The sequence below is a fragment of the Methylobacterium sp. CB376 genome (assembly GCF_029714205.1).
GTDB lineage: Bacteria > Pseudomonadota > Alphaproteobacteria > Rhizobiales > Beijerinckiaceae > Methylobacterium.
This window is the reverse complement of record NZ_CP121648.1, coordinates 7107915-7134472: the sequence shown is the minus strand read 5'-3', so window position 1 is coordinate 7134472 and position 26558 is coordinate 7107915. Positions and strand designations below refer to the sequence as shown.

The 26558-nt window shown below is 72.8% G+C and carries 24 protein-coding genes; 6 read left to right on the top strand and 18 right to left on the bottom strand.

The window, feature by feature from the left end:
* Positions 1-8: 8 nt before the first annotated feature.
* From QA634_RS32830 to QA634_RS32800, 7 genes are all read right to left on the bottom strand, one after another.
* Entirely contained in the window at positions 9-1232 is a 1224-nt protein-coding gene (locus QA634_RS32830; RefSeq protein WP_012336140.1) for a flagellar hook protein FlgE, read from the bottom strand.
* Between the two features lie 70 nt (positions 1233-1302).
* Complete coding sequence (fliI, locus tag QA634_RS32825) at positions 1303-2628, bottom strand: flagellar protein export ATPase FliI (protein ID WP_012336139.1); 1326 nt, start codon at positions 2626-2628, stop codon at positions 1303-1305.
* Between the two features lie 3 nt (positions 2629-2631).
* A complete protein-coding gene (gene flgF / locus QA634_RS32820) occupies positions 2632-3360 on the bottom strand; it encodes a flagellar basal-body rod protein FlgF (RefSeq protein ID WP_012336138.1) in 729 nt (242 codons plus the stop codon).
* Between the two features lie 6 nt (positions 3361-3366).
* Positions 3367-3981: a DUF1217 domain-containing protein gene (locus QA634_RS32815; RefSeq protein WP_283027083.1), complete on the bottom strand. Its 615-nt coding sequence runs from the start codon at positions 3979-3981 to the stop codon at positions 3367-3369.
* Between the two features lie 164 nt (positions 3982-4145).
* On the bottom strand, positions 4146-4610 hold the full coding sequence (locus QA634_RS32810) for a DUF1217 domain-containing protein (protein WP_283027082.1): 465 nt from the start codon (positions 4608-4610) through the stop codon (positions 4146-4148).
* 195 nt (positions 4611-4805) lie between these two features.
* Positions 4806-6095, bottom strand: a complete 1290-nt coding sequence (locus QA634_RS32805; protein WP_012336136.1) for a DUF1217 domain-containing protein — start codon at positions 6093-6095, stop codon at positions 4806-4808.
* Between the two features lie 126 nt (positions 6096-6221).
* Entirely contained in the window at positions 6222-6848 is a 627-nt protein-coding gene (locus QA634_RS32800; RefSeq protein ID WP_012336135.1) for a hypothetical protein, read from the bottom strand.
* 171 nt (positions 6849-7019) lie between these two features.
* On the opposite strand from QA634_RS32800, the gene QA634_RS32795 reads away from it, so the two are divergent.
* The gene (locus QA634_RS32795) at positions 7020-7475 is read left to right on the top strand and encodes a PilZ domain-containing protein (RefSeq protein WP_012336134.1); all 456 of its coding nucleotides are present in this window, start codon (positions 7020-7022) and stop codon (positions 7473-7475) included.
* Here the strand turns inward: QA634_RS32795 and QA634_RS32790 are convergent.
* The 5 genes from QA634_RS32790 to QA634_RS32770 all read right to left on the bottom strand — a co-directional run bounded on the left by QA634_RS32790 (position 7457) and on the right by QA634_RS32770 (position 13272).
* Entirely contained in the window at positions 7457-8137 is a 681-nt protein-coding gene (locus QA634_RS32790) for a response regulator transcription factor (RefSeq protein WP_012336133.1), read from the bottom strand. The genes QA634_RS32795 and QA634_RS32790 overlap by 19 nt on opposite strands.
* Before the next feature lie 525 nt (positions 8138-8662).
* Positions 8663-9025 carry a hypothetical protein gene (locus tag QA634_RS32785; protein WP_012336132.1) on the bottom strand — a complete coding sequence of 121 codons (363 nt, stop codon included), beginning with the start codon at positions 9023-9025 and terminating at the stop codon, positions 8663-8665.
* 229 nt (positions 9026-9254) lie between these two features.
* Complete coding sequence (gene cobT / locus QA634_RS32780; RefSeq protein ID WP_012336131.1) at positions 9255-11147, bottom strand: cobaltochelatase subunit CobT; 1893 nt, start codon at positions 11145-11147, stop codon at positions 9255-9257.
* A 305-nt stretch (positions 11148-11452) separates the two neighbouring features.
* Positions 11453-12436, bottom strand: a complete 984-nt coding sequence (gene cobS / locus QA634_RS32775) for a cobaltochelatase subunit CobS (protein ID WP_012336130.1) — start codon at positions 12434-12436, stop codon at positions 11453-11455.
* Positions 12437-12651: 215 nt separating this feature from the next.
* Positions 12652-13272 carry a J domain-containing protein gene (locus tag QA634_RS32770; RefSeq protein WP_012336129.1) on the bottom strand — a complete coding sequence of 207 codons (621 nt, stop codon included), beginning with the start codon at positions 13270-13272 and terminating at the stop codon, positions 12652-12654.
* Between the two features lie 133 nt (positions 13273-13405).
* Between QA634_RS32770 and QA634_RS32765 the strand changes: the two genes are divergently transcribed.
* Positions 13406-13696: a BolA family protein gene (locus QA634_RS32765; protein ID WP_012336128.1), complete on the top strand. Its 291-nt coding sequence runs from the start codon at positions 13406-13408 to the stop codon at positions 13694-13696.
* Here QA634_RS32765 and QA634_RS32760 read toward each other — a convergent pair.
* From QA634_RS32760 to QA634_RS32740, 5 genes are all read right to left on the bottom strand, one after another.
* Positions 13620-14873 (bottom strand): MFS transporter, encoded by a 1254-nt coding sequence (locus tag QA634_RS32760; protein WP_012336127.1) that lies wholly within the window; start codon positions 14871-14873, stop codon positions 13620-13622. The genes QA634_RS32765 and QA634_RS32760 overlap by 77 nt on opposite strands.
* Before the next feature lie 146 nt (positions 14874-15019).
* On the bottom strand, positions 15020-15754 hold the full coding sequence (locus QA634_RS32755; RefSeq protein ID WP_012336126.1) for an ABC transporter ATP-binding protein: 735 nt from the start codon (positions 15752-15754) through the stop codon (positions 15020-15022).
* Between the two features lie 10 nt (positions 15755-15764).
* A complete protein-coding gene (locus tag QA634_RS32750; protein ID WP_012336125.1) occupies positions 15765-17591 on the bottom strand; it encodes a branched-chain amino acid ABC transporter ATP-binding protein/permease in 1827 nt (608 codons plus the stop codon).
* Entirely contained in the window at positions 17588-18463 is an 876-nt protein-coding gene (locus QA634_RS32745) for a branched-chain amino acid ABC transporter permease (protein ID WP_012336124.1), read from the bottom strand. The genes QA634_RS32750 and QA634_RS32745 overlap by 4 nt, the downstream gene beginning before the upstream one ends.
* Before the next feature lie 59 nt (positions 18464-18522).
* A complete protein-coding gene (locus tag QA634_RS32740) occupies positions 18523-19686 on the bottom strand; it encodes an ABC transporter substrate-binding protein (RefSeq protein ID WP_012336123.1) in 1164 nt (387 codons plus the stop codon).
* Positions 19687-19930: 244 nt separating this feature from the next.
* On the opposite strand from QA634_RS32740, the gene QA634_RS32735 reads away from it, so the two are divergent.
* The 3 genes from QA634_RS32735 (at position 19931) to QA634_RS32725 (ending at position 23563) form a co-directional block, all read left to right on the top strand.
* Entirely contained in the window at positions 19931-21007 is a 1077-nt protein-coding gene (locus QA634_RS32735; RefSeq protein ID WP_012336122.1) for a malate/lactate/ureidoglycolate dehydrogenase, read from the top strand.
* A 187-nt stretch (positions 21008-21194) separates the two neighbouring features.
* Positions 21195-22040 carry a trypsin-like serine peptidase gene (locus QA634_RS32730; protein WP_043701839.1) on the top strand — a complete coding sequence of 282 codons (846 nt, stop codon included), beginning with the start codon at positions 21195-21197 and terminating at the stop codon, positions 22038-22040.
* Between the two features lie 56 nt (positions 22041-22096).
* Positions 22097-23563: an MFS transporter gene (locus QA634_RS32725; RefSeq protein WP_012336120.1), complete on the top strand. Its 1467-nt coding sequence runs from the start codon at positions 22097-22099 to the stop codon at positions 23561-23563.
* A 6-nt stretch (positions 23564-23569) separates the two neighbouring features.
* On the opposite strand, the gene QA634_RS32720 is transcribed toward QA634_RS32725, so the two are convergent.
* Complete coding sequence (locus QA634_RS32720; RefSeq protein ID WP_012336119.1) at positions 23570-24649, bottom strand: NAD(P)H-dependent flavin oxidoreductase; 1080 nt, start codon at positions 24647-24649, stop codon at positions 23570-23572.
* Positions 24650-24980: 331 nt separating this feature from the next.
* Between QA634_RS32720 and QA634_RS32715 the strand changes: the two genes are divergently transcribed.
* Positions 24981-26480 carry a DEAD/DEAH box helicase gene (locus QA634_RS32715; RefSeq protein WP_012336118.1) on the top strand — a complete coding sequence of 500 codons (1500 nt, stop codon included), beginning with the start codon at positions 24981-24983 and terminating at the stop codon, positions 26478-26480.
* The last annotated feature ends 78 nt before the right edge of the window (positions 26481-26558 follow it).

Sequence of the window (26558 nt, the reverse complement as noted above, 5' to 3'; positions counted from 1 at the left end):
CTGTCGGCTCAGCGCTTGAGCTGCATCAGCGTGTCGAGCATCTCGTTGCTGGTCATGAACACCTTCGAATTTGCCGTGTAGACGGTCTGCGAGGCGATCATCGAGGTGAGTTCGGTGCTGACGTCGACGTTGGATTGTTCGAGGGCGCCCGACACGATTCCGCCGCGCCCGCCCTGGTTGGCGAAGCCGACCTGCAGCGCGCCGGATTCGAGGGTCGTCTCGTAGACGTTGCCGGCGCGCGGCTTGAGGTTGTCCGGGCTGTCGACGTCGGCGATCGGGATCTTGAAGGCGGCGACCTTCGAGTTGTCCTCGTAGACCGCGTAGACCGTGCCGTCCGCGGCGAATTCGGCCCCCGTCACGGCGCTGGCCTTGCTGCCGTCCGCGCTGCCCTTGATGTCGGTGGCCGAGGCGAGCTGGGTCATGCCGGTGAGGTCGAGGGAGACGGGCTGCCCGTTCGGGACCGTCACGCTGCCCGTCCCGCCCGAGGTGACCTTGCCGTTCACGAAGCCGAGCGGGATCGTGGTGAGCGGCGAGGCCGGGAAGCTCGCGCTGTTGCTCGCGTCGTAGACCGAGGCCGACCACGCGTTGTCGCCGGTCTTGGTCAGGTAGATGTCGAGGGTGACCGCCTTGCCGAGATTGTCGTAGGTGACGAGCGAGGTCTTCTTGGAGTAGTTCGACCCGGCCGGCACCGCGCCGGAGGTCACCGCGGCGGCGGTCGAATCGAGGTTCCCGGTCAGGGCGCCCTTGGTCGAGGCGCTCGCCTTCATGCCGAGCGCCGAGATGTTGACCGGCACCATGCCGTCGAGGCTGTTGAGCGTCGGGCTGGCCTGGCCGTTCTTGAGGCTGTAGCCCATCAGGGTGAAGCCGGCGGCGTTCTTGAAGGTGCCGGTCGAGCCGTCGGGCACGAAGTTGCCGGCCCGGGTCAGGTAGGAGGCGCCGCTCGCGTCCTTGACCACGAAGAAGCCGTTGCCGGCGATCGCGAGGTCGGATTTCGAGGAGGTGCTGACGCGCGCGCCCTCGTCGCTGACCGCGCGCCGCTGCACCGTCTCGACCGAGCCCGAATTGTAGTCGCCGGTCGCGCTCGAGGACAGCAGCAGCGATGAGAACTCCGTCGAGACCCGCTTGTACCCGGTCGTGCCGGCATTCTGCACGTTCTCGGCAACGGTGCTGATCCGGTTGGACTGGGCATTCATGCCGGACATGCCGGTGCGCAGGGCGCCAAGGAGACTCATCGTGTGACCTCGAAGATTCCGGTTGCGGGGTACTAGACGCGGGCACGCTTGCGCGGGGCTGGGCTGTGGGTCACCCGCGCAAGGATTGGGCGAGTTCCAGGAAGGCGTCCTCGCTCGGAGGCTGGCCGGGTTCCTGCCGGAGGGACTCGTAGATGCGCGGGACCAGACCGACGGCCTGATCGAGCTCCGCGTCGGAGCCCGCGCGGTAGCCGCCCATCAGCCGCAGGTCGCGGGTCTCCTCGAAGCGGGCGATCATGCCCTTGAGCCGGCGCACGACGTCGCGCTGCTCGGGCGTCCAGACCTGGTCGGAAAGCCGCGAGATCGAGCCGAGGAGGTCGATCGCCGGGTAGCGGCCCTGGTCGGCGATGCCCCGATCGAGCACGACGTGCCCGTCGAGGGTGCCGCGGATGCTGTCGGCGACCGGGTCGTTGTGGTCGTCGCCGTCGACCAGGACCGAGAAGATCCCGGTGATGCTGCCGCGCCCGTCCTGCCCGGGCCCGGCCCTCTCGAGCAGGCGGGGCAGGTCCGAGAAGACGCTCGGCGGGAAGCCGCGGGCGACGGCCGGCTCCCCCGCCGCCAGCGCCACGTCCCGGGCCGCGTGGGCGTAGCGCGTCACCGAATCGACGATCAGCAGCACCGCCTCGCCCCGGTCGCGCAGGCTCTCGGCGACCGCCATGGCGAGGCGGGGCGCCTGGCGGCGCATCATCGGGCTCTCGTCGCCGGTCGAGACCACGATCGCGGCGCGCCCGCGGCTCGCCGCGAGCGGGCCTTCAAGGAATTCCCGCACCTCGCGGCCGCGCTCGCCGACCAGCGCCACCACCACGCTGTCGAAGCCCCGCGCCCCGGCCAGCATGGCGAGCAGGGTCGACTTGCCGACGCCCGATCCCGCGAAGATGCCGATGCGCTGGCCCGCGCAGAGGGGCGTGAACAGGTCGATCGCCCGCACCCCCGTGCGCAGGGGCGCGCGCAGCCGCGCCCGGCCGAGGGCCGCCGGCGGGTCGGCGTCGAGGGGAACGAGGTCGGGGCCGGGCGGCAGCGGGCCGAGCCCGTCGAGGGGGCGCCCGAGCGCGTCGAGGACGCGCCCCTTCCAGGACGGGGCGGGCCGCACCCGCGCCGGGCCGATCCGGAAGGCGCGGGTGCCGATCCCGGCCTCGATCCGCGCCTCGAAGGGCTTGAGGGTGGCGCCGGCGGCGTCGACCCGCACCACCTCGGCGATCTGCACGCGCCCGTCCGCCTCGATCCCCATCCGGTCGCCGAGGCGGACGAAGGGGGCGACGCCCGCGACCCGGCAGGCGCTCGCCGTCACCTCGCGGACCGGCCCGCCGACCCGTACCACCGGCAGCGATTCGAGCCCCGCCGCGAGGGCCGCGTCGAGCCGCGCGAGCGCGTCCGTCATCGCTCAGCCCGTCGGCCCGAGCGTGCGGATCGCGCTCTGCAGCGAGGAATCCGCCTCGCTCGCCGTCGCGACCGCGTTGTCGAAGGCGCGCTGGATCGCGATGAGCTTCGTCATCTCCAGGATCGGGTTGACGTTCGCGCCCTCGAGATGGCCCTGCACGACGCCGATCTTGGTGAAGTCCTGGACCGGGCGGGCGGGCAGGTTCGACGTCACGGCGCCGGGCCCGGCCCGCGTGATGCGGGACTTGGCATCGAGGGTGAACACCCCGAGGGAGCCGACGAGGCTGCCGTTCTGCTGGATGCTGCCGTCGCGCCCGATCGTCGGCGGCCCGGCATTCGGGTCGAGGAGGATGGGCGCCCCGCCGGGATCGAGGATCGGCTGGCCGGACACGCTGCGCAGCTGCCCGCTCGCGTCCATCGTCATGCGCCCGTCGCGGGTGTAGACCGGGGCGCCCCCGGGGCCCTGCACCGAGAGCCAGGCATCGCCCTGCACCGCCACGTCGAGGGGCGCGTCGGTCTTGATCGTCGGCCCGGCGAGCCGCGAGATGTAGGTGTCGCCGGTGCTGGCGAAGGCCACCGGCCCCGTCCTGGCCTTGTCGAACACCGCCTCGAACTTCGTCTCCTCGGCCCGGTAGCCGACCGTGGCGAGGTTGGCGATGTTGTTGGCGACCGTGTCGAGGCGCTTCTGCAGCGCGACCTGGGCCGAGAGGGAGACGTAGAGGCCGTTCTGCATGGTGCGTCAGCTGCTCGCGTTCGTTGGGTAGAGGCTGCCGAGCGGGTCGGCGCCGCCGCCGCCGGCCGTCGTGAACAGGGCCAGGATGGGGGAGTCGCCGCTCGAATTCTGCGCGTCCCAGATCGCCGCGAAGCGCCTGACGAAGGCCTGGACCTTGGCCGGGTCCTGGAAGCCCGCGATGTCGATCTTCGCGGCGAGGAACGCCGCGCGGGCGTCCAGGGCCTCGCTCGTCGCCGCCCCGCTCGTCGCCGGCAGGCCCGCGACCGTGTTGGCGACCTTGGACAGGGCCGCGTCGCCGAGGATGTCGTAGGCGCTCGTGAGGGTGGGCGCCATGCGGGCGAAGTAGAGGGCGAGGCGCAGGCCCGTATCCTCCTCGCCCGCGTCGGATTCCAGCGTCTGCTCCAGGTAGGCGTCCGTGACGGTCCTGACCTGCGCGTCGGGGGGCAGCGCGGTGCCGAAGCCGATGCCGACCGCCTTGCGGTCCGCGGCGGAGGGGGCGGCGTTCTCGACCGAGAGGGTGCGGCCGGTTCCCCCGGCCTCCACCGCGGTGCCGAATCCGTCGGGCGCGCTCGCGGTGGTCTCGAAGTAGAGCTCGTTCCGCGCGCCCAGGCCGACCTGCACCCTGTCCTCGAGGCCGTCCTCGCCCGAGGCGGCGATCTGCGCGTTGATCGCCGCGACGATCTCGGCGCCCGTGACCCGGGTGAGATCCGCCGCCGACCCCGCCAGCGTCGCGGCGTTGAGGGTGATCGTGACCGAGCGGGTCGTCGTCGCGTCGAGCCGGCTCGTCAGGGTGAAGCGCGCCTCGTTGGCGCCCGAGAAGTCGGTGGAATCGGGCAGGGCGGCCGGCGCGGTGAGCTGCGCCGGCTGGGGGGCACGACGCCGCTCTCGGAGATGGAGCCGTCGGCCCCGCTCGCCGAGGCCGCGCCCGCCGCGAAGTCGAAGGCCCGGGCGAAGGCGACGTAGCGCGGGTCGGCGAGGCGGTTGGCGAAGCTCGACGCATCCGCGACGCCGCCTTCCAGCACCTTGCGCATGAACGCCTTGGCGTAGGTCATGTCCTCCAGCCCGTACGCCTTCATCGCGTAGGCGTAGAGGCGCTGGTCGGCCATGAGGTCGTCCACCGACTTCACCTTGCCGATATTGGCCTCGTAATAGGCCGTGTCGCGGGCGACGACGGGATCGGCGGCCTTGCGCTGGAGGGCCTTGGGCAGGTCGCGGGCGACGAGCTGGTAGTTCGTGAAGGTCGAGGTCACGGCGCGGTCTCCTGCGTCGGGCGCAGGGCGGCGCGGTCCGCCTGGATGGCCTCGACGTGTCATGGTGTGAGCCCGCTCGACCCTATGATGTGGCGGTTGAAGGACTGGTAACGGTGCACGCTTGCCCCTGGCTTGCGGCCTCCTGGCTCGCGGCTTCCTGGCGCGCGGCCCCCTGGCGCGCGGCCCCGCCCCGCGTCAGAACTTCGCGCGCGAGCGCTGCAGCCTGCCGAGGTTCTCCGCCTGCGAGTTCGGACTCGTCGGGAACAGCCCCAGCACCGGCGAGGATTCCGCGTCCGCGTTGGTGGCGTCCCAGATCGCCGCGAAGCGCTTGACGAAGGCCTGGACCTTGGCCGGGTCCTGGAAGCTCGCGATGTCGATCTTCTGCTTGATGAGCGCGGCGCGGCGCACGAGCGCGTCGCTCGTCGCGGCGCCGCTCGTCGCCGGGAGCCCGAGCACCACGTTGGCGACCTTGGTCAGGGCCGGGTCACTCAGGATGTCGTAGGGGCTGCTGAGGGTCGGGGCCATGCGCGTGAAGTAGAGCGCGAGGCGCACGCCCGTGTCCTTCTCGCCCTCGTCGCGCTCGATCGCTTGGTTCAGGTAGGCCAGCGTGACCCGCTGCGCCCGGGCGCTCATCGGCAGGGCGGAGCCGAAGCCGACATCCGCCAACTGCCGCCCCTCCGCCGGGGCCAGATTCTGGATCGTGATGGTGCGGACCTGCCCGCCCCCCTCGTAGAGGACGTCCGCGTAGGCCCCCGTGCCGCCGGGCTTGCCGTCGGGCCCGAGCGAGGCGAAGGCGGTCGTCTCGAGGAACAGCTCGCCCTTGGCGCCGAGGCTGGCCGACACCTTGCCGGCGAGGTTCGCCTCGCCCGAGGCGGCGATCTGGCTGTTGATCGCCGCGACCAGCTCGGCGGGCGTGACGCGCGCGAGGTCGGACACCGCGTCCCTGAGCGTGGACTTGTTGAGGACGATGGTGGCGCTCTTGGTGGTCGTGGCATCGACCCGCGAACTGATCGTGAAGCGGGCCTCGACCTTGTCCGAGAAGTCCATCGCCTGGCCGAGCGGGAAAGCTCCGCTCAGCCGGGCCGGAATCGCCGGTCCGAGCCTGTAATCAGCGTAGGTCTTGCCGGTCATCACCGGGTCGGCGCCCTGCGCCGTGACATCCGTAGCGAATTGGAACTGGCGCGCGAACTCGACGTAGCGCTGGTCGGCGAGGCGGTTGGCGAAGCTCGAAGGCGACGCCACGCCTTCGGTCAGCACCCGCCGCATGAACGCCTTGGCGTAGATCATCTCCTCAAGTCCGTGCGCCCTCATGGCGTAGGCGTACAGGCGGTCATCCTTCATGAAGTCATCGACCGACTTCACCTTGCCGATATTGGCGGTGAAATAGTCGGTGTCGCGCCTGACCGTCTTCTCGTTGGCCTTGCGCGTGAGGGTCTTGGTGATGTCGCGCGTGAGGAGCTGATAGCTCGTGAAGGTCGAGGTCACGACGTCGTCTCCGGCTGCGGATGCGGGAGGGCACCGCCGGGTCCTGCCCGGCCTGCCCCGACCTTACGTCATGCATCCTCTGGAACCGGTAAACCGCTTTCCTTGCGTCAGGCTCGACGACCCGGGCTACCGGCGCGCGACCGACCCGCCCGGGGGGATGATCGTCTCGGAGGTGACGACGATCCAGCCGCCGCCGGAGGGCAGGATCGACAGGACGCGCCCGGCGCCGGGCAGCTCGGTGCCGGGCTCCACCCGGCGCAGGCCGCTCGGCCCCTCGATCAGGGCGACGCCCTCCTGCACGCCCCGCACCGTGTAGCCCCGCCCGGCCGGCTCGGTCCTGGCGCCGCCCTGGCCGGGCGCCGTCGGCGTCCGCGGGTCGGGCAGCGAGCCGGTCACCAGCGGGTCGAGATCCTGCGGCGGCGTGGCGGTGATGCCGCGCTTCCAGGCCATCGGCCCGGCGGTCGGCGGCACGATCGGGCGGAGCTCGACCGGCATCGGTCCTCCGACGAAGGTGTAGGCGGCGAACCCGGTCGTCGCGATGCCGAGCCCGATCACCGCCGCGAAGGTCGCCCGCTCCAGGGCGGCCGCGCGCACCCGGCGCCGGATCTCGGCGGTGGTCAGGCCGGACTCGAAGATGAGGGACGCGCGCCCGCTCGTCCCGGTCGGGGCCGGGGGTCTGGAGGGCTGGGGCCCGGATGCCGGCAGCTTGGCGGCGCGCGGCGGCTGGCGGGGAGGGCGGGAAGCGACGGGCATGACCGGCTCGGCGAGGATCAGTTGCCAAGACTTGAAAGGATTTGGTTAAGGTCGCGTTAACCTTCGGTCGCCGGGCCTCGCCCGGGAGGGGCTTTGCCCCGGCGCGGCCTCGCCCTAGGCTCGGGAGGAGCGGCGTTCCGGCGCGCAGCGGGACCGGGGGGACAGGTCGGAATGGACGACGCGAAGGAGCACTCGGCGGGCCGGAACCGGGATCCGGGCGCGGGCCGCCGGCACCGGGTGCTGCAGCAGGGCCGCATCGTCCTGGGCAGCGACCAGCTCGTCCCCTGCACGGTGCGGGACCTGTCGCGCAGCGGCGCCAAGATCCGGATCGACCGCGCGGTCGCGCTGCCCGAGCGCTTCGCGCTCTATATCGCCGGACACAACCTGCGCAGCGTGACGGTGGTCCTGCGCTGGCGGCGCGGCGACTTCGCCGGCCTCGCCTTCCTGTCGGATCCGCGAGGATCCGTGTCGGATCCGCGAGGATCCGTGTCGGATCCGCGAGGATCCGAGGCCGATCCTCGCGGATCCGGGGCGGACCCTGGCGGATCCTCGCGGATCCGAGGCGGGTCCGCGCCGGATCCTTCGGGAGCCCGGCGCGATCCGGCGGATCAGCCGACGAAGCTGTAGCCGACCATCCGCTTGGCCTCGATCGGGTCGCGCCCGATGCGCTGCCGCAGCTTCTTGCGCAGCTTGCTGATGTGCCCCTCGACGACGCTCTCCTCGACGTCGCTGGCGTGATCGCCGTAGACCGCGTCGAAGATCTGGGTCTTGGTGAGCCAGCGACCGCGGTTGCGGGCGAGGTATTCGAGGATGTGGCGCTCGCGGCGCGGCAGCATCAGGCTCTCGCCGTCGATCTCGGGATCCCGGCCGTCGAAGTGCACGACGAGCCGCTCGGCCTGCTGGGGCGCCGCGCTGCGCGGCTCGCCCCTGTTCATCCGGCGGCGGATCGCGTCGGCCCGGGCCAGGATCTCCCGGACGTGGACGGGCCGGCGGACCACGTCGTCGATGCCGGCAGTGAAGAGGTCCAGGGTCTGCGCCAGGGACCGCGTCTCGCTGAGCGCGATGATCGGTGCCCGCGACAGCCTGCGCAGAATGGCGGTGTCGGCGGCGCGGTGCTGGTAGTCGCCGATCAGGAAACCCTCGACGCGGTCGAGGTCATCGCGCGACCGAGCGTCGAGCCAGGTCCGCAGGGTGTCCGCGTCGAGGCTCCGGGAGGGCACTCCATGCTCGTTGAAGCCCGCCACGTACTCGGCCGCGACGCCCTGCCGCTCATCGATCACGATATACACTGCCCTTGCCCCCAAAAGACATTGGCCAGTTTTGCAAGGTCAGGACCGAAGCCTGTTGCTCGGCGCTTCTCGATCCCGGCCGGTTCACACGCATTCGCTGCACGCGTTGCTGATCAGCCTCGGATATCGAGGCTGGAAAGCGATTGCGGCAAGGCGCTTGCGATGGGCCGATGTTTGAGAGGGCGCGGTTAATTAATGGTTAACAGGGTTTAGCAATTTTTAACCTCGAAACGCGGACACGGCCCGCCAATCACCAAGCGCGCGCGCGGCGAGGTGTTGCGGCCGCCGTGACGCGACGGCACCCCTGTCAATGCCCGGTCGATGACCTGCGGGGCACCGGCGGATGTGCTGGCAAAGATCTTGGGATTGTCGCGCCCGGGCCACGGGCGACCGGCATAGATCGCGCGGCTTAATTCAGGGCGTGGGGAATGGCGGCGGCCGCCCCGGTGCCGCAGTGGACCGCAGCGGGCCGCGCCGCAGGGCCGGCAGCGGTCGGCCAGCGCGGCGTCCCGGGCGGGGCGGCCGTCAGTCCGGCTTGCGGGTCGCGCGGCGCGCCCGCAGCGCGATTCCGGCCGGATCCAGGGTCTTCTGCCAGCCGCTGCGCCCCTCGGCGAGGCCGTGCATGCGGTAATGCACCAGGGGGTTGATGCCCGCCTCGGCCACGTCGGGATTCGCCGAGAGATAGCCCGACGTGCTGAACTGCGCGGAGGGATCGCGGCCCTCCTTCCACCCGAAGGTCAGGTAATGCTCCAGGGGATCGCAGCCGTGCTCGGCCACGTCCGGATAGGTGGCGAGGTAGAAGACCGGGTCGAAGCCGCCCATCGACCAGGTGGCGCGGGAGGGAGCACGGGACGCGGCGCGGGACTTGGGGCTGCGGCGACTGGTCATCGATACCACCGGTCCATCTCCGTCCTACAACGCAAGGCTGAGCGATCTGCTCGGCCCCGCGTGACCCTCACCTTGAGGAATGCGTCCGCCGCGCCGGGAGCCCGGCGCGTGCGCCGACCATAGCGCCGCGGCCGGCGGCGGGCCAGGACCCGATCGCCCGCCGTTCGGACGAGGTCATCCTCGCGCCGATCCGCGCCCGGCGCAATCGCCCGGATCGCCGCCGCGGGCGTCAGCGCCGCTGCCCGGCCCGCCGCGGCGGGGCGTCCCCGCCCTCGTCGAACAGCTCCGCCAGCTTCTCGGTCATCACGCCGCCGAGTTCCTCCGCGTCGATGATGGTGACGGCGCGCCGGTAGTAGCGGGTCACGTCGTGCCCGATGCCGATGGCGAGGAGTTCCACCGGCGAGCGGGTCTCGATCTCCTCGATCACGTAGCGCAGGTGGCGCTCCAGGTAGTTGCCCGGGTTCACCGACAGGGTCGAATCGTCGACCGGGGCGCCGTCCGAGATCACCATCAGGATGCGCCGCTGCTCGGGCCGCCCGAGCAGGCGCTTGTGCGCCCAGTCGAGGGCCTCCCCGTCGATGTTCTCCTTGAGCAGCCCCTCGCGCATCATCAGGCCGAGATTCTTGCGCGCCCGGCGCCAGGGCGCGTCGGCGGCCTTGTAGACGATGTGGCGCAGGTCGTTGAGGCGGCCGGGCGAGGGCGGCTTGCCCGCCTTCAGCCACTCCTCGCGGGCCTGGCCGCCCTTCCAGGCCCGCGTGGTGAAGCCGAGGATCTCGACCTTGACGCCGCAGCGCTCCAGGGTGCGCGCCAGGATGTCGGCGCAGGTCGCCGCCACGGTGATCGGGCGCCCGCGCATCGAGCCCGAATTGTCGAGGAGGAGCGTGACCACCGTGTCGCGGAAATTCGTGTCCTTCTCCTGCTTGAAGGACAGGGGCTGGAACGGGTCCATGACCACCCGCGGCAGGCGGGCGGGGTCGAGCTGGCCCTCCTCCAGGTCGAACTCCCAGGCCCGGTTCTGCTGCGCGAGGAGCCGCCGCTGCAGGCGGTTGGCGAGGCGCCCGACCACGCCCTGCAGGTGGGCCAGCTGCTTGTCGAGGTAGGAGCGCAGCCGCCCGAGCTCGTCCGCGTCGCAGAGATCCTCGGCGTGGATCACCTCGTCGTACCTGGCGGTGTAGACCTTGTAGTCGGGACCGCGCACCTCGTTGGGGCGCGGGGTCGGCGGGCGCCAGGATTCGGAGGCCTCCTCCGAGTCGGCGTCCTCGGCATCGTCCGGCAATTCGCCGGAGGGCGCGTCGGCGGCCTCGGTCGCGCCCTCGTCGAGGTCGTCGGAGGCCTCGTCCGAGACGTCGACCTCGGCCCGGTCGCCCTGGGATTGCTGCTCCGCCTCGCCCTCGCCGGCCTGCTGCTCGTTCTCCTGCGCCTCGTTCTCGTCCTCGCTCTCCTCGTCCTCGGGGTCGAGGGGGGCGTCGTCCGCCATGTCGAGGGAGGAGAGGAGGTCGCGCACCGCGCGCGCGAAGGCGCGCTGGTTCTCGAGGCTGCCGAGGAGCCCGTCGAGGTTCCGGCCCGCGCGCGCCTCGACGAAGTCGCGCCAGAGCTCGACGATGCGGCCGGCGGCCTCCGGCGGCTTCTGGCCGGTCAGGCGCTCGCGCACCATCAGGGCGACGGCATCCTCCAGCGGCGCGTCGGCCCGGTCGGTGATCTCCTCGTACTTGCCGCCGCGATGGTAGCGGTCCTCCAGCATGGCGGTCAGGTTCCCGGCCACGCCGGCCATGCGCCGCGAGCCGATCGCCTCGACCCGGGCCTGCTCGACGGCGTCGAAGACCGCGCGGGCCGGCGCCCCCTCGGGGGCGAGCCGCCGGTGGATCGCCGCGTCGTGGCAGGCGAGGCGCAGGGCCATCGAATCCGCGTGGCCGCGCAGGATCGCCACGTCGGCGGCGGAGAGCTTGCGGGGCGGCTCGGGCAGGCGGGCCTTGTCGGCGGTCAGCGCCGGCCGGTCGGAGGCGAAGGTGACCTCGACCTCGGGCCTGCGGGCGATGGCCCGCAGCGTTCCGGCGAGCGAGCGCTTCAGCGGCTCGGCGGCCGGCTCGCGCTTCTCGCCTGGCTTGCGGTTGGAAATGGACATCCGGCTACTTCTTCACCGCGTCGAGATCGAAGGAGCGCTCCGGGAGATCGTCCCAAGCGTCGGGGCAGGTGTCGGGGCAGCAGTCGGCGCAGGCGTCCGGGAAGGCCTCGGGCTGCCGGTGGGTCTCGTCGGCTGCCCGGAGCCCGGCCTCCTCGCAGGCCTCGGCGCGCGCGGCGTCGCGCTGGTCCCCGCGGCTCGGGCCGTCCGCATCGCCCGGGCGTCGAGGTCGCGCGCGGCCCGGTCCCCGGCGGGACCGGCCGCGCCGCGCCGTTCCGTGAGAGCCGGGTCCGCCATGCGCGCCTCCGTCAGCTCAGCGCGACGTTCACCGCGCTCTCGGGCAGCTCCTTGCCGAAGGAGCGCTGGTAGAACTCGGCGACGAGCGCCCGCTCCAGCTCGTCGCACTTGTTGAGGAAGGTGACCCGGAAGGCGAAGCCGATGTCGTTGAAGATCTCGGCGTTCTCCGCCCAGGTGATCACGGTGCGCGGGCTCATCACGGTCGAGAGGTCGCCGTTGATGAAGGCGTTGCGGGTGAGGTCGGCGACCCGGACCATCTTGTTGACGATGTCGCGCCCGCCCTCGCCGCGGTAGTGCGTCGCCTTCGACAGCACGATGTCGACCTCGCGGTCGTGCGGCAGGTAGTTGAGGGTGGTGACGATGGACCAGCGGTCCATCTGACCCTGGTTGATCTGCTGCGTGCCGTGATAGAGGCCGGACGTGTCGCCGAGGCCGACGGTGTTCGCGGTGGCGAAGAGCCGGAAGGCGGGGTGCGGGCGGATCACCCGCTTCTGGTCGAGGAGCGTCAGGCGGCCCGACACTTCGAGCACGCGCTGGATCACGAACATCACGTCCGGGCGGCCGGCATCGTACTCGTCGAAGACGAGCGCGACGTTGTTCTGCAGCGCCCAGGGCAGGATCCCGTCCTGGAAGGCGGTGACCTGCTTGCCCTCCTTGAGGACGATCGCGTCCTTGCCGACGAGGTCGATGCGCGAGACGTGGCTGTCGAGGTTGATGCGCACGCAGGGCCAGTTCAGCCGCGCGGCGACCTGCTCGACGTGGGTCGACTTGCCGGTGCCGTGATAGCCGGTGATCATCACCCGGCGGTTCCGGGCGAAGCCGGCCAGGATCGCCAGCGTGGTCTCGCGGTCGAAGATGTAGTCGGCGTCGAGGTCGGGGACGTGCTCGTCCGTCTTGGAGAAGGCCGGCACCTCGAGGTTCGAGTCGATCCCGAACACCTGGCGCACGGACACCTTCATGTCCGGGAGAGCGGGTGGTGTGTCTTCAGCAAGCATAAGGGCCTCGTCGGGGCAGGGGTGCCTCGGGAAGGGCGGCCCTGCGGATGTCGCGACGGCGCGGGGGTGCCGGCTGGCGCCGCCTTTCCTTATCGTTCTGGGGGAGCCGGCGCAAACGTGCCAACACCCCTGATATAGGCGAGGTCGCGCGGGATGCGAGCCCTGCCGGGCCCCCGGATGCGAGATCCGTGCCCGGCCCCGGCGAGGGCCGGACCTCAGCAGAGGCCGGCGGCCCGCAGGGTGTCGTGGGCCCGGATGATGTCGCGCAGGCGGTCCTCGAAGGCGCGGTCGCCGCCATTGGCGTCGGGGTGGAAGCGCTTCACCAGGGCCTTGTACTGGGCCTTGATGGCGGCGGCGTCGGCGCCCTCCTCCAGGCCCATCACGTCGTAGGCCTTGCGCACGGGGGCGGAGTAGCGCGGCCGCGGCGGCTCGGCCCGGGCGCGCCCGTCCTCGGGCGCGACGCCCGCCGCCCGCAGGACGCCGAGCGGATCGACGTAGTCCCAGTCGCGCGGCGCGGAGGCCGGCCGGCTCGCCCCGCGGGCGGTGCCGTTGACGCCCATCGCCCAGGTCGGCCGGTGGCCGATCACCGCGTCCTTCTGGAAGGCCTGCACGGCGGCGTCGTTCATGCCGGCGAAGTAATTGTAGGAGGCGTTGTATTCGCGGACATGCGCCATGCAGAAGCGCCAGTACTGGCCCTCCTGCTTGCGGCCCTTGGGGGCGCGGTGGAGCCCCGGCTGGGTGCAGCCCGGGCGCTCGCAGACCGGACCCTCCGTCGTGGTGTCCTCGCACGTCGGCTTGATGCGGATGCGGTCGAACAGGGGCGAGTTGAGATCCATGGCGGGGCGATTATGAGGGGCCCCGGGCGGGGCACAAGGGCTGGGGGCCTGATGCCGCAGGCTCCCGGAACGGATTGACACGGGCGGGTGGATCCGCCCCCGGGAATCACCCCGGCGCGCGAGGAGAATCCCGATGAGCTTGGCGGAGTGGATCAGGGAAACGCTGGAGGAGCGGTTAAGGCCGGAATCCCTGGCGGTGATCGATGAATCGCACCAGCACGAGGGCCATGCCGGCGCCGCCCCGGGCGGGGAAACCCATTTCCGCCTCGATGTGGTGTCGCAGGCCTTCGAGGGGAAGAGCCGCGTCGAGCGTCACCGCATGGTGAACGCGCTGCTCGACGAGGCCTTCAGGCGCGGCCTCCACGCGCTCGCCCTGCGGGCGCGCACGCCCGCGGAGGCGGCGGAGGCGGCAGCGTCGCGCTGAGCGCGGGGGCCCGCGGCGCGAAGGCGTAGACGGCCGTGGCGGCGAGCAGGGCCGCCCCGAAGCCGGCGAACAGGCGCGCGTAGAGCCCGGCCGGGTCGAGCCCCTCGGCCCGCAGCACGAAGGCGGCCGAGAGACCCTGCGCGGCGCCCGCCCCGCCCATGAACAGGATGTTCATGAAGGAGACGCCCCGGCCGAGCAGGTGGGCCGGGAAGAAGCGCCGGGCATGGGCCATCAGGATGGCGTAGCTGAGGCCGGCGGCGCCGATGACGGCGAGGAGCGCCACGGCCAGGGCGGCGGAGCCTGCGCCCGCGAGGCCGAGGAGCACGAGGGCGAGGCCGGTGACGAGGCAGCCGCCGAGGGCGGTGCGCTTGGGATCGCGGACCAGCCGCTCCAGCGGCCCGTAGCCGATGGCGCCGAGGGCCATGGCGGCGCTCATGGCGAGCGCCCCGTTGCCCCGCGCCAGGGCGTCGAAGCCGTGCACGCTGCCCAGATAGGCGCCGATCCAGAGCGAGCGGATGGCGATCACCACCGCGTAGCTGACGAGGACGACCGGGAAGATCGGCCACAGGGCGCGCATGCCCGCGATCGCCGCGAAGCCCCGCAGCAGCCCGGTCCGGGTGGGATCCCGGATGCGGGCCGGATCGCGGATCAGGGCGAGGACGAGGAGCGCGCACGCGGCCGTGACGGCGGCGAGGCCGAGCAGGATCGGCCGCCAGCCGAGCGCCCGGGAGGCGAGGGCGAGCGGGGTCGCGCCCAGGAGATCCCCGGCCGTGCCGAAGCCGATCATCAGCGATGACAGCATGGCGAAGCGCTCGGGCGGGTAGAGCCGGCCGAAGACGTAGAGGCTCCCCATCAGCGCCGGGGCGCAGCCGAAGCCGATCAGCGCCATGCCGGCGAGCGCCCCGGCGAAGCCCCCCGCCGCCGCGAGGGCCCCGGTCCCGAGGGATGCCAGGGCCAGGAAGGCCGCCACGGTGCGGCGGGGCCCGAACCGGTCGAGGCAGAACCCGGTCGGGATCTGGGCGAGCGCGAAGGCGGCGAACCACGCCGAGGAGAGCAGGGCGAGGTCGGAGCCGGAGAGGCCGAGGTCGCGCCCGAGATCCGGGGCCACCATGGCGAGGAAGCCGCGGTCGAACTGGCTGATCGTGTAGGCGAGGAGGAGGACGAGGAAGGCCGTCACGGCGGCTCCGGGGCGAGGTTGGGCGAGGGGAGGCCCGGCCTCGCCGATCCTAGGGGCTCTCATGGACCGCGGACAGGTGTCGTGCTGGCCAGGGCCGGGCGCCGGCACGGGTGGCCCCGCCCCGCAAAGGCGAGCCTCCGACCCCGCTACCCGGCCGCCTTGGCGCGCCCGCCCAGATAGGCCGCCCGGATGTCGTCGTTCGCCCAGAGCGAGTCCGGCGAGCCGCTCAGCACCAGCTGGCCGGTCTCCAGCACGTAGCCGCGATCCGCCACCGACAGGCCCATCCGGGCGTTCTGCTCGACGAGGAGCACCGTCGTGCCGCGGCGGCGCACCTCGGCGATGATGGAGAAGACCGCCTGGACGATCACCGGGGCGAGGCCGAGCGAGGGCTCGTCGAGGAGCAGGATCCGGGGCTTGGCCATCAGCCCGCGGGCGAGCGCGACCATCTGCAGCTGGCCGCCCGACAGGGTCCAGCCGAGCGCGTCGCCGAAGCGGCGGATGTCGGGGAAGAGCTCGAACATGCCCTCCGCCTCGTCGCGGATCCGGCGGGCGGAGAGCCCGGTCCGGTTCGAGGCGCCGAGCATGATGTTCTCGCGCACGGTGAGGCCCGGGAAGACCCGCCGCCCCTCAGGCACGTGCGCGACGCCGCGGCGGACGATCTCCTCGGGCTTCAGGCCGACGAGGGGCTGGCCCTCGAACAGCACCTCGCCGCCGGCCGGCTTGACCAGCCCGGAGATGGTCTTGAGCGTCGTCGACTTGCCGGCGCCGTTCGAGCCCAGCAGGGTCACGACCTCGCCCGGCTCCACCGCGAAGGAGACGCCGCGCACGGCCTCGATCTCGCCGTAGCGCACGGTGAGGTCGCGGATCTCGAGGAGTGCCATTCCGTCCTCCTCAGGTCGGCGCGAGGTCGGTCCGCAGGCCCGGATCGCGCAGATCCGCCGCCTCCTGACCCAGATAGGCCTCGATCACGGCGGGCTCGCGCAGGACCGCGGCGGTGACGCCGTCGGCGATGCGCCGGCCGAAATTCAGCACCGTGATGTGGCTCGCCACGTCGCTCACCAGCGTCATGTCGTGGTCGATGATCAGGATGGTGACGCCCTTGGCGGCGACCCGGCGCAGCAGGCCGGTGAGCGCCCCCTTCTCGGTGCTGTTGAGGCCCGCCGCCGGCTCGTCGAGCAGCAGCAGCACCGGGTTGCCGGCGAGCGCCCGGGCGATCTCGATCAGGCGCTGGTGGCCGTACGAGAAGGCCGAGACCGGCTCGTCCGCCCGCGCCTCCAGCCCCACGAAGGCGAGCGCCGCCCGCGCCCGCGCCTCCAGGGTCGCCCGGTCGCGGCCCTCGATCGGGTTGCCCGGCCGCTCGGCCCCGATGACGACGTTCTCGAGCGCGCTCATCGAGCGGAACAGGCGGATGTTCTGGAAGGTCCGGCCGAGCCCGGCCGCCGCGCGGGCATGCGGCGGCGCGTGGGTGATGTCCTGCCCGTCGAGGCGCACCCGGCCCGCGGTCGGCCGGTAGAGGCCCGAGAGCACGTTGAGGGTCGTGGTCTTGCCCGAGCCGTTCGGGCCGATCAGCGCGTGGATGCCCCCGCGGGTCACCGTGAAGGAGACCTCGTCCACGGCCTTGAGGCCGCCGAAATGCTTGGCGAGCCCCTCGACCTCCAGCACCGGCGCGGGCCCCGCCGCGCCCTGCGTCAGCGCGAGGTCGCCGGCCCGCGGCGCCGCGGCCCGGCCGGGGCGCAGGCGCTTCACCTGGTCGCCGAGGAAGCCCCAGATCCCCTCCGGCATGAACACCACAATCAGGATCACCGCGAGCCCGTAGATGGCGAGGTAGAGGCCCGGAATCTCCTTCAGGAAGCGCAGCCATTCGGGGATGAGGATCAGGAGCCCGGTGCCGATCACCGCGCCCGCCGGCGAGCCGACGCCGCCGAGCAGCGCCATGGTCAGGAACACGATCGACTCGGCGAAGGAGAACTGGTCCGGGCTGACATAGGTGAAGCTGCCCGCGAAGAGCCCGCCGCCGAGTCCGGCGAGCAGCGCCCCGATCGCGAAGGCCATCACCTTGGTGCGGTAGACGTCGATGCCGGTGACGCCCGCCGCGAGCTCGTTGTCGCGCACCGCCCGCATGGCGCGGCCGAGCCGGGTGCGCGGCATGTGCCAGACGAGCCAGGCCACCACCGCCAGCACCGCGAGGCAGAGGCCCAGATAGGCCTGCCCGTCCGAGAACAGGGCCGGGCGCTGGATGCGCGGCACCCCGTCGGGCCCGTGCGTGACCGGGATCCAGTTCACCAGCACCAGGGTGAGGATCTGCTGGAAGCTGATCGTCACCATGGCGAGGTAGTGGCCGCCCAGCCGCAGGGTCGAGGCGCCCAGGAAGGCGCCCGCCACCAGGGCGGCGAGCATGCCGGCCGCGAGGCAGAGCCAGAAGCTCACCCCGAGATCGACGGTGCCGAGGCCGACCGCGTAGGCGCCGAGCCCGAAGAAGGCCGCCTGCGCGAGATTGATCTGCCCGCACAGGCCCAGCACCACGGTGAGGCCGATCACCGCGATCGCGTAGGTGGCGGCCTGCATCAGGATGTTGAGCAGGTAGCCGTTGACCGGGTTCGTCACCGCGAGGGCGACGATCCCGGCCGCCAGGGCGGCGTAGAGCAGCGAGCCGAGGGGCAGCCGACGGGCGGGAGCGGCGGGGGCGACGTCCGCCCGGGGAAGGGGAGAGCCGGTCATGCCTTCTCCGCGATGCGTTCGCCGAACAGCCCCTGGGGCCGCAGGATCAGGAAGGCCACGAGGACGATGAAGGCGAAGGCGTCCTTGTAGGGCACCGAGATGTAGGCCGCCCCGAAGGTCTCGATGATGCCGAGCGCCAGCCCGCCGATGATCGCCCCCGTGACGTCGCCGAAGCCGCCGATGATGGTGGCCGCGAAGGCCTTCAGGGCGATCGTCGCCCCCATCTGGATCGACACGAACAGCACCGGCGCCACCAGGATGCCGGCGATGCCGCCCAGCACCGCGCTGTACACGAAGGTCAGCATGATCATCCCGGCCACCGGGATGCCCAGCAGCGCCGCCATCTCCTTGTCCTGGGAGGTGGCCTGCAGCTTCTTGCCGATCAGCGTGTGCTCGAAGAACCAGTACTGGAAGGCGACCAGCACCGCCGTGACCGCGATGATCAGCAGGTACTGGCTGTCCAGGAAGACCGGCCCGAGCAGGATTCCCTGCGTCTCGAAGACCGGGGGCAGCACCTGCGGCTGCGGCCCGTAGAGGGCGAGCGTGGTGTTGGCGAGGAAGATCGAGGCGCCGATGGTCGAGATGATCACCGGCAGGTAGGAGCGGTGGCGCAGCGGGTAGTAGACGCCGAGGTTGAACAGGGCCCCGAGCAGCGCCATCCCGCCGATCGCCAGCAGGAAGGACAGCCAGTAGGGCCATTCCAGGTCGACCGCGAAGACGACCATCAGGAAGGCGGCCACCATCGAGAACTCGCCCTGGGCGAAGTTCACCACGTTCGTGGCGCGGAAGATCAGCACGAAGCCGAGCGCCACGAGGGCGTAGACGGCGCCGATGCCGATCCCGGTGAAGAGGAGCTGGAGGACGAGGTCCATGCGATCCGCCCGGGCCGGCGAGGGGGGAGGCCCGTCCGGGGACGGGCCGGCGGAGGTGGTCAGCCCTGGTTGAAGTCGATCCGCTTGTCGAAGACGATCGACCCCTTGTCGTTCTTCACGACGTTGTAGCCGTGCAGGCCGTCGCCGTTCTTGTCGAAATTGTAGGTGCCCTCGGCCCCCTCGTGGCCGCGGATGGAGAGGAGCGCCTCGCGGATCGCCTGCGGGTCGGTCTTCCCGGCCTTGTTGATGGCCATGGCCAGCACCGTCACGGCGTCGTAGGTCCAGGAGGATTGGTTGTCGGGCGCGATCTTGGTGACCGCCCGGTAGGCCTTGCCGAAGGCCCGCGCCGCCTCGCTCGATTCCTCGGCGTAGTCCGCCACCCCGTAGGTGCCGAACAGCGAGGGGCCGGCGAGCTTCAGCGCCGTCACGTTGACGATCGAGGGCGAGCCGACCCAGGGCACGGTGACCCCGAGCTGGCGCAACTGCCGGGCGAAGATGCCGAGGTCGTTCTCGAAGGTGAAGTAGGAGCCGATCACCTCGGCCCCCGACTGGCGGATCGCCAGCACGACCGGCGTGAAGTCCTGGCTCTGGTTCGAGTAGCCCTGGTCGAGGGCCACCGTCGCGCCCGCCTTGGCCAACGCCTCGGTGAGCGCCTTGGCGCCGCTGGTGCCGAACGCGTCCGTGGAGTGGATCACCGCCCACTTCTTCTTGGAGAGAGTGTTGACGCCGAAATCGGCGATCACCCGGGCCGAGTAGCTGTCGTTCGGCCGGAAGCGGAACAGCCAGGGATTGCCCATCTGGGTCAGCACCGGGTCGGTGCCGCCGAAGCAGACCGGCTTGCCGGTCTTGAGGATGTCGGGCGCCATGGCGTGGTTCTGGGTCGAGCGGATCGAGCCCAGGAACCCGACGAGGTCGCTCTGCGAGGCGAGCTTGGAGAAGGCCAGGACCGCGCCCGGATTGGTGGTCTGGTCGTCCTCGGTGACGATCTCCAGCGGCTTGCCGAGCACGCCGCCGGCCTTGTTCACCGCCTCCAGCGCGATCTTGGCGCCGTTGAGCGCGAAGCGCCCGGCATCCGCGCCCGGCCCCGTCACCGGCAGCACCATGCCGATGCGCGTCGTCGCGCCGGCACCCTGCGCGCAGGCCGAGCGGATCACGCCGGGGAACGCTGCTCCGACCGCCGCGGATGCGGCGCCGCCCAGGAAAACGCGACGCGTCGTCCTCATGAGGTCTTCCTCCCAATGCTCCGGTCTCGAGGCCCGGTTGTGGGTGCGGAGTGGACACCGGCAGCGCTGCCATGTCCAGCCCCGGAGCCGGGACGCGTGGCGAATGCTGTGCGGTGAGGGGGAAGCGGGCGGCAGGTCGGGGCGCCCGGCATCGCCGGATTCCGCAAAAATCCCGCCGCGGCTTGGATCCCCCCTCGCCATTCGCTATTCGCCATCCGCCAAGAAGAGTTTCCGGGAGGATCCCATGCGCATCGCCGCCGCCGGCCTGACCGCCTTCGTCCGCGACATCTTCATCGGGGAGGGCTGCGCGCCGGAGGAGGCGGAGCGGATCGGGCGCTACCTCGTCGCCGCGAACCTCACGGGCCATGACAGCCACGGGGTGATTCGCGTGCCCCGCTACGTCGCGTGGTTGCGCGAGGGCGAGGTCGTGGCCGGCCGGACCCCGGAGGTGGTGAGCGACACTCCGGCCTTCGCGCTGATCGACGCGCATTACGGCTTCGGCCAGACCGCCGGTCCCTTCGCGACGGACCTCGGCATCGCCCGGGCCCGGGCGAACGGGGTCGCCATCGTGGCCCTGCGCCATGCCGGGCATCTCGGGCGGATCGGCGAGTGGGCCGAGCAGGCGGCGGCGGCGGGCCTCGTCTCGGTGCATTTCGTCAACGTGGCGGGCAGCCTGCTCGTCGCCCCGTTCGGCTCGGTCGACCGGCGCTACTCGACCGCCCCCTTCGCGGCGGGGTTCCCGGTCGCCGGGGGCGAGCCGATCATCCTCGACTTCGCGACCTCGGCGGTGGCCGAGGGCAAGGTGCTGGTGGCCTCGCAGGGGGGCAAGCCCCTGCCCGAGGGCGTGCTGATCGAGCCGGACGGGCGCCCGAGCCAGGACCCGCGCACGCTCTTCGGCCCCTACGACGGCACGGCGGAGCGCGACAACCGGCGCGGGACGGGGGCGATCCGGGCCTTCGGCGAGCACAAGGGCTCCGGCCTCGCGCTGATGTGCGAATTGCTGGCCGGGGCGCTCACCGGCTCGGGCACGGCCGGCCCCGGCCCGAAGCGCTTCTGCAACGGCATGCTGTCGATCTACATGACGCCGGAGGCCTTCGGCTCGGCGGACGCGGTCGCGACCGAGACCCGCACCTATCTCGACTTCTTCAAGAGCGCCCGCCCGGCCGCGCAGGGGGGCGAGGTGCTGCTCCCCGGCGAGCCCGAGCGCCGCACGCGGGCGCAGCGCCTCGCCGAGGGCGTGCCGCTGCCCGACCCGGTCTGGGCGACGCTCCTCGAGGCCGGCCGGCCGCACGGGCTCGACGGAGAGACGTATCGCGGCTGAGCGGCCGCCTCCCGCGGCGCTCCCCCCGCCGCGGCGCTCCCCCGCCGCGGCGCTCCCCCGCCGCGGCGCTCCCGCCGCCGCGGCGGGGGCCGCAGGCGGACCGTCGCGGGAATCGGCCAGGATGGGCCCGATGACGGACCCGAACGGGCTGGCGCCCCTCCGGGGCCGGCTCTGCAGGAGATGGCCCTTGCTGCGTCGATGCCTCCGCGCCCGCCCCGGAGCCCTTCCGGGGGCCCTTCTGGGCGCCCTTCTGGTCGCCCTTCTGCCGGCCCTGCCGGTCCTCGCGCAGCAGGAGCCGGCGCGGACCGACCGGCGCGTGCCGCTCGAACCGACCGCCTGGCCCTTCACCGCCATCGGGCGCGTCAACGTCGTCACCGGGCCGGCCCATCACGGCCATTGCACCGGCACCCTGGTGGCGCCCCGGCTCGTCCTCACCGCCGCCCATTGCCTGTTCGACGACCGGATCGGCGGCTACGTGAAGCCGCACCAGGTCCACTTCGTGGCGGGCCAGGCCCGCGACCGCTTCGGCGGGCACGCGGTGGCCCAGGATCTGCGGATCGCCCCCGGCCTCGCCCTGGAGCGGGCGACCCGGCCCGGTCCCCGCCCGATCACCCAGGAGATGATCCGGCACGATTGGGCCGTCATCACCCTCAGGGAGGCGCTCGACGGCGTGAAGCCGGTGCCCTGGCGCCTCCTGCCGGGGGCCGACCTGCCCGGGAGCCGGCAGGGGGCCGTGGTCGCGGTGGCGGGCTACGCCTTCGACCGCCCCTACCTGCCGGTGATCCACCGCGGCTGCTCGGCGCGGATCGACGTGCCGGCCCCCGGGCAACTGACGGACCTGTGCGATTCCGGCTCGGGCGAATCCGGCGCCCCCGTCCTCCTCCTGGAGCCGGACGGGACGGCCGCCCTGGTCGGCATCCACACCGCCGTGGGCGGGGGCGAGCGGGTCGGCAACGCCGTCCGGGCCCATCTCGGCTTCGGCGTCGCCGCGGCCGCCTTCGCGCCGGTGCTCGACGAGATGGCCCGGCGCTGACGCGGTCGCAGCGCGGCGCGGCGGCCCTATCTGGTCGGGACAGCGCCTGCCCCCGGATGCCGATGACCACGCACGCAGCGACACGATCCGCGCCGTCCCGCGACGGCGAGATCATCGAGACCGACGTCTCCTCCCGGCTCGACCGGCTGCCCTGGGGCCGGTTCCACACCCTGGTGGTGCTGGCCCTCGGCATCACCTGGATCCTCGACGGGCTGGAGGTGACGCTCGCGGGCGCGCTCGCCGGGGCCCTGCGCGACAGCCCGACCCTGCGCTTCAGCAATGCGGAGATCGGGCTCGCCACGTCGAGCTACCTCGCCGGCGCCGTGCTGGGGGCGGTGGGGTTCGGCTGGCTCACCGACCGGCTCGGGCGCAAGAAGCTGTTCTTCGTCACGCTCGCGGTCTACCTCGCGGCCACCGCCGCCACCGGCTTCTCCTGGGACCTCTGGAGCTTCTGCCTGTTCCGGTTCCTCACGGGGGCCGGGATCGGCGGCGAGTACACGGCGATCAACTCGACCATCCAGGAACTGATCCCGGCCCGCGCCCGCGGCTGGACCGACCTCGTCATCAACGGCTCGTTCTGGCTCGGCGCCGTGCTGGGGGCGGGGGCCTCCCTGATCGTGCTCGATCCCTCCCTGTTCGGCCCCGATCACGGCTGGCGGGCGGCCTTCCTGCTCGGCGCGGCGCTCGGCCTCGTCATCCTGCTCCTGCGCACCTGGATCCCCGAGAGCCCGCGCTGGCTGATGACCCATGGCCGCGCCGCCGAGGCCGAGGCCGTGGTGGCCGGGATCGAGGCGCGGTTCCGCGCCGAGGGGCACGTTCTGAGCGAGGGGCCGTTCCGGACGGCGCGCCTGCGCCAGCGCCGGCACACGCCGCTCTCCGAGGTCTTCCGGACGCTCGCCCGCTATCGCCGGCGCGCGGGGGTCGGGCTCGCCCTGATGTCCGCCCAGGCCTTCTTCTACAACGCGATCTTCTTCACCTACGGGTTGATCCTGATCGACTTCTACAAGGTGCCGGCCGGGGCGGTCGGCTGGTACATCCTGCCCTTCGCGGCCGGCAACTTCTTCGGGCCGGTGGTGCTCGGGCGGCTGTTCGACACGCTCGGCCGCAAGCCGATGATCGCGGCGACCTACGGGATCTCGGGGGTGCTGCTCGCCCTGAGCGGGGTGCTGTTCCAGCAGGAGGCGCTGACCGCGACCACGCTCACGCTGAGCTGGATGACCGTGTTCTTCTTCGCCTCGGCGGCGGCGAGTTCGGCCTACCTGACCGTCAGCGAGGTGTTTCCCCTGGAGATCCGGGCGCTCGCCATCGCGGTGTTCTACGCCGTCGGCACCGGGATCGGGGCGGCGGGGCCGGCCCTGTTCGGGGTGCTGATCGAGGGGCAGTCCCGGTCGGCGATCCTCGGCGGCTACCTCGCGGCCTCCGCCCTGATGATCGCGGCCGGGATCGTCGCGGGGATCTGGGGCGTCGCGGCGGAGCGGCGCTCGCTGGAGGAGGTCGCGACCCCGCTCGCCGCGGCGGAGTAGGGCCGCTCAGCGCAGGAGCGCCCGCATCCCCTCCCAGATCTCCGCCACGACCCGGCCGGCGGGCTCGGCCCGCGCGAAGCCGGCCGCCTGCCCGGCCCAGGCCTGCATCCGCGCGAGGTCGCCCTCCCGGGTCGCGGCCTCGCGCATGGCCCGGGTGAGGGCGCGCTGCACCGGGTACGGCGCGGGCGCCGGCGCGTCGGGGGCGGTCGCGGCCGCCACGTAGGCGGTGGCGAGGCTGCGCCCGGCCCGGCCGCTGAAGACCCGGGCCACGCGCGTGTCCTCCGGCCGCGCCCGCGCGAGCCCCTCGGCCCAGGCGGGGCTGAGCCTCGCCTCCGGGCAGCGCAGGAAGCCGGTGCCGATCTGGACGGCGCTCGCCCCGAGGAGGAGCGCCGCCGCGGCGCCCCGCGCCTCCGCGATGCCGCCGGTGGCGACGACCGGGATCCGCACCGCGTCGGCCACCGCCGGCACGAGCGCCATCGTGCCGACCATCCCGGCCTCGGCGCTCCCCGCCTCGAAGCAGCCGCGATGCCCGCCGGCCTCGGCGCCCTGGACCACCACCGCGTCGGCGCCGGCCGCCTCGGCCGCGAGGGCCTCGGCCACGGTCGAGACGTTCGCCCACCAGGCGATGCCCCGGTGCTTCAGGCGCGCCACGAAGGCGGGCGGGTAGAGGCCCATCACCGAGGAGACGATGGGCGGCGCGGCCTCCAGGAACGCCTCGCACTGGGCGGCGAAGTCGGGGGGCGCCGCGTCGCCCGCCTCCGGCGGCACGGCGGGGCCGAAACCGCCGAGGAAGCCGCGCAGGCGCGCCTCGTGCTCCGGGTCGCGGCGGGGCGGCGGGTCGGGGATCCAGAGGTTGAGCTGGAACGGCCCGCGGGTGCCCGCCCGCACCTCCGCCGCCCAGGCCAGGATGGCGGCGGGCGGCATCAGCAGGGCGCCGCAGGCGCCGAGCCCGCCCGCCTCCGCCACGGCGATCGACAGGGAGGGCGGGCAGGCGCCGGCCATCGGCGCCAGCAGGATCGGCAGGCGCAGGCCGTAGCGGGCGCAGAAATCCTGCGCGCGGGCGAGGGCGGGGTGGGGCGCGGACATGCCGGCAGTGAAGCGCCGCCGCGGCCGGGCCGCAAGTGGGTGCGGGACGACAAGTGGGTGCGGGACGAGAAGCCCGGTCCGGCGGATTGACTTCGCACCCGCACAACGCCATATCGGGGCTGCAGCGTCAGCGGCCGTTCCGGCCCGCCTGAGAGGGCTGCGTGACGGATTGGCCCGCATTCGCGCGGCAGGCCCGGCCCTCTCGTCGATCGCTTGACCCTCCGGGCGGCTCCATCACGCGGGCTTCCCACCCCAGACCGAAGGATCGCGATCGCGGTGCCGCGCGCACCCGCCTGGGCGATCCCGCTGCTTCCCGAAAGCGTGTTTCACCTTGACTCAATTCGTTGATTTCGGCCTGGCGGCGCCCATCCTGAAGGCGCTCGCCGAGACCGGCTACGTCACGCCGACCCCGATCCAGGCCCAGGCCGTGCCGCAGGCGATGGCGGGCCGCGACCTCTGCGGCATCGCCCAGACCGGCACCGGCAAGACCGCCGCCTTCGCGCTCCCGATCCTGCACCGGCTCGCCAGCGAGACGCCGCAGCGCCGCGCGCCCCGCCGCGGCTGCCGCGTCCTCGTGCTCTCGCCGACCCGGGAGCTCGCCAGCCAGATCGCCGAGAGCTTCGGCGATTACGGCAAGTTCCTGCCCTTCTCGACCACGGTCGTGTTCGGCGGCGTCACCATCGGCCGCCAGGAGCGGGCGCTGGCGAACGGCGTCGACATCCTGGTCGCGACCCCGGGCCGGCTCCTCGACCTGATCGACCGCCGCTCGCTCAGCCTCGACGCCGTCGAGTACCTCGTCCTCGACGAGGCCGACCAGATGCTCGATCTGGGCTTCATCCACGCGCTGAAGCGCATCGTCACCCTGCTGCCGAAGGCGCGCCAGAGCCTGTTCTTCTCGGCCACCATGCCGAGGAACATCGCCACGCTGGCGGCCCAGTACCTGCGCGACCCGGTGCAGGTGGCGGTGACCCCGGTCGCCACCACGGCCGAGCGCGTGGAGCAGCGGGTCGTCCACGTCCCCACCGGCGCCAAGCAGGCGCTGCTGGCCACAATCCTGCGCGACGCGTCGATCGACCGCGTGCTGGTCTTCACCCGCACCAAGCACGGCGCCGACCGCGTCGTGCGCGGCCTGGAGAAGGCCGGCATCGGCTCGGCGGCGATCCACGGCAACAAGTCCCAGCCCCAGCGCGAGCGGGCGCTGGCGGCCTTCCGGGCTGGAATCTGCCGGGTGCTCGTCGCCACCGACATCGCGGCCCGCGGCATCGACGTCGAGGGCGTCAGCCACGTGGTGAATTTCGACCTGCCGAACGTGCCGGAGGCCTATGTCCACCGGATCGGCCGCACGGCCCGCGCCGGGGCGGACGGGCTCGCCATCTCGTTCTGCAACGACGAGGAGCGCGCCTATCTGCGCGACATCGAGCGCCTGACCCGCCAGAAGGTGCCCGAGATGGCGATCCCGGAGGGCTTCGTGCCCCCGAGCCGCCAGGAGGCCGCGGTGGCCGAGGCCGAGGCCGAGCGCGACCGGCGCCAGCCCGGGCCGCGGGGCCAGCGTCCCGGCCGGCCCCAGGGCGGCCGCCCGCCGCAGACGCAGGGCGGACGCCCGGCGGAGGCGCGGCCGCGCCCCGCGCGCCAGGGCCAGGACGGGCGCCAGGCCCGCACCAACCAGGACGGGCGTCCCGCCCGGCAGGGTCAGGATGCGCGCCCCGCGCATCACCGCGCCGAGGGCCCGAACCACCGGCAGGGGCAGCCGCAGCGCCGCGACCACGCCCGCCCGGCCCAGGGCGGCCAGGACGGCCGCTCGATCGGCTGGCTCGACCGCGCGCCGCGCTGAAATCTCCGGAACCGCCGGGCCGTCCCGGCCCGCCGCGCGCGTCGCAGCCCGCGCTCTTGGCGGCCCGCGCTCTTGGCG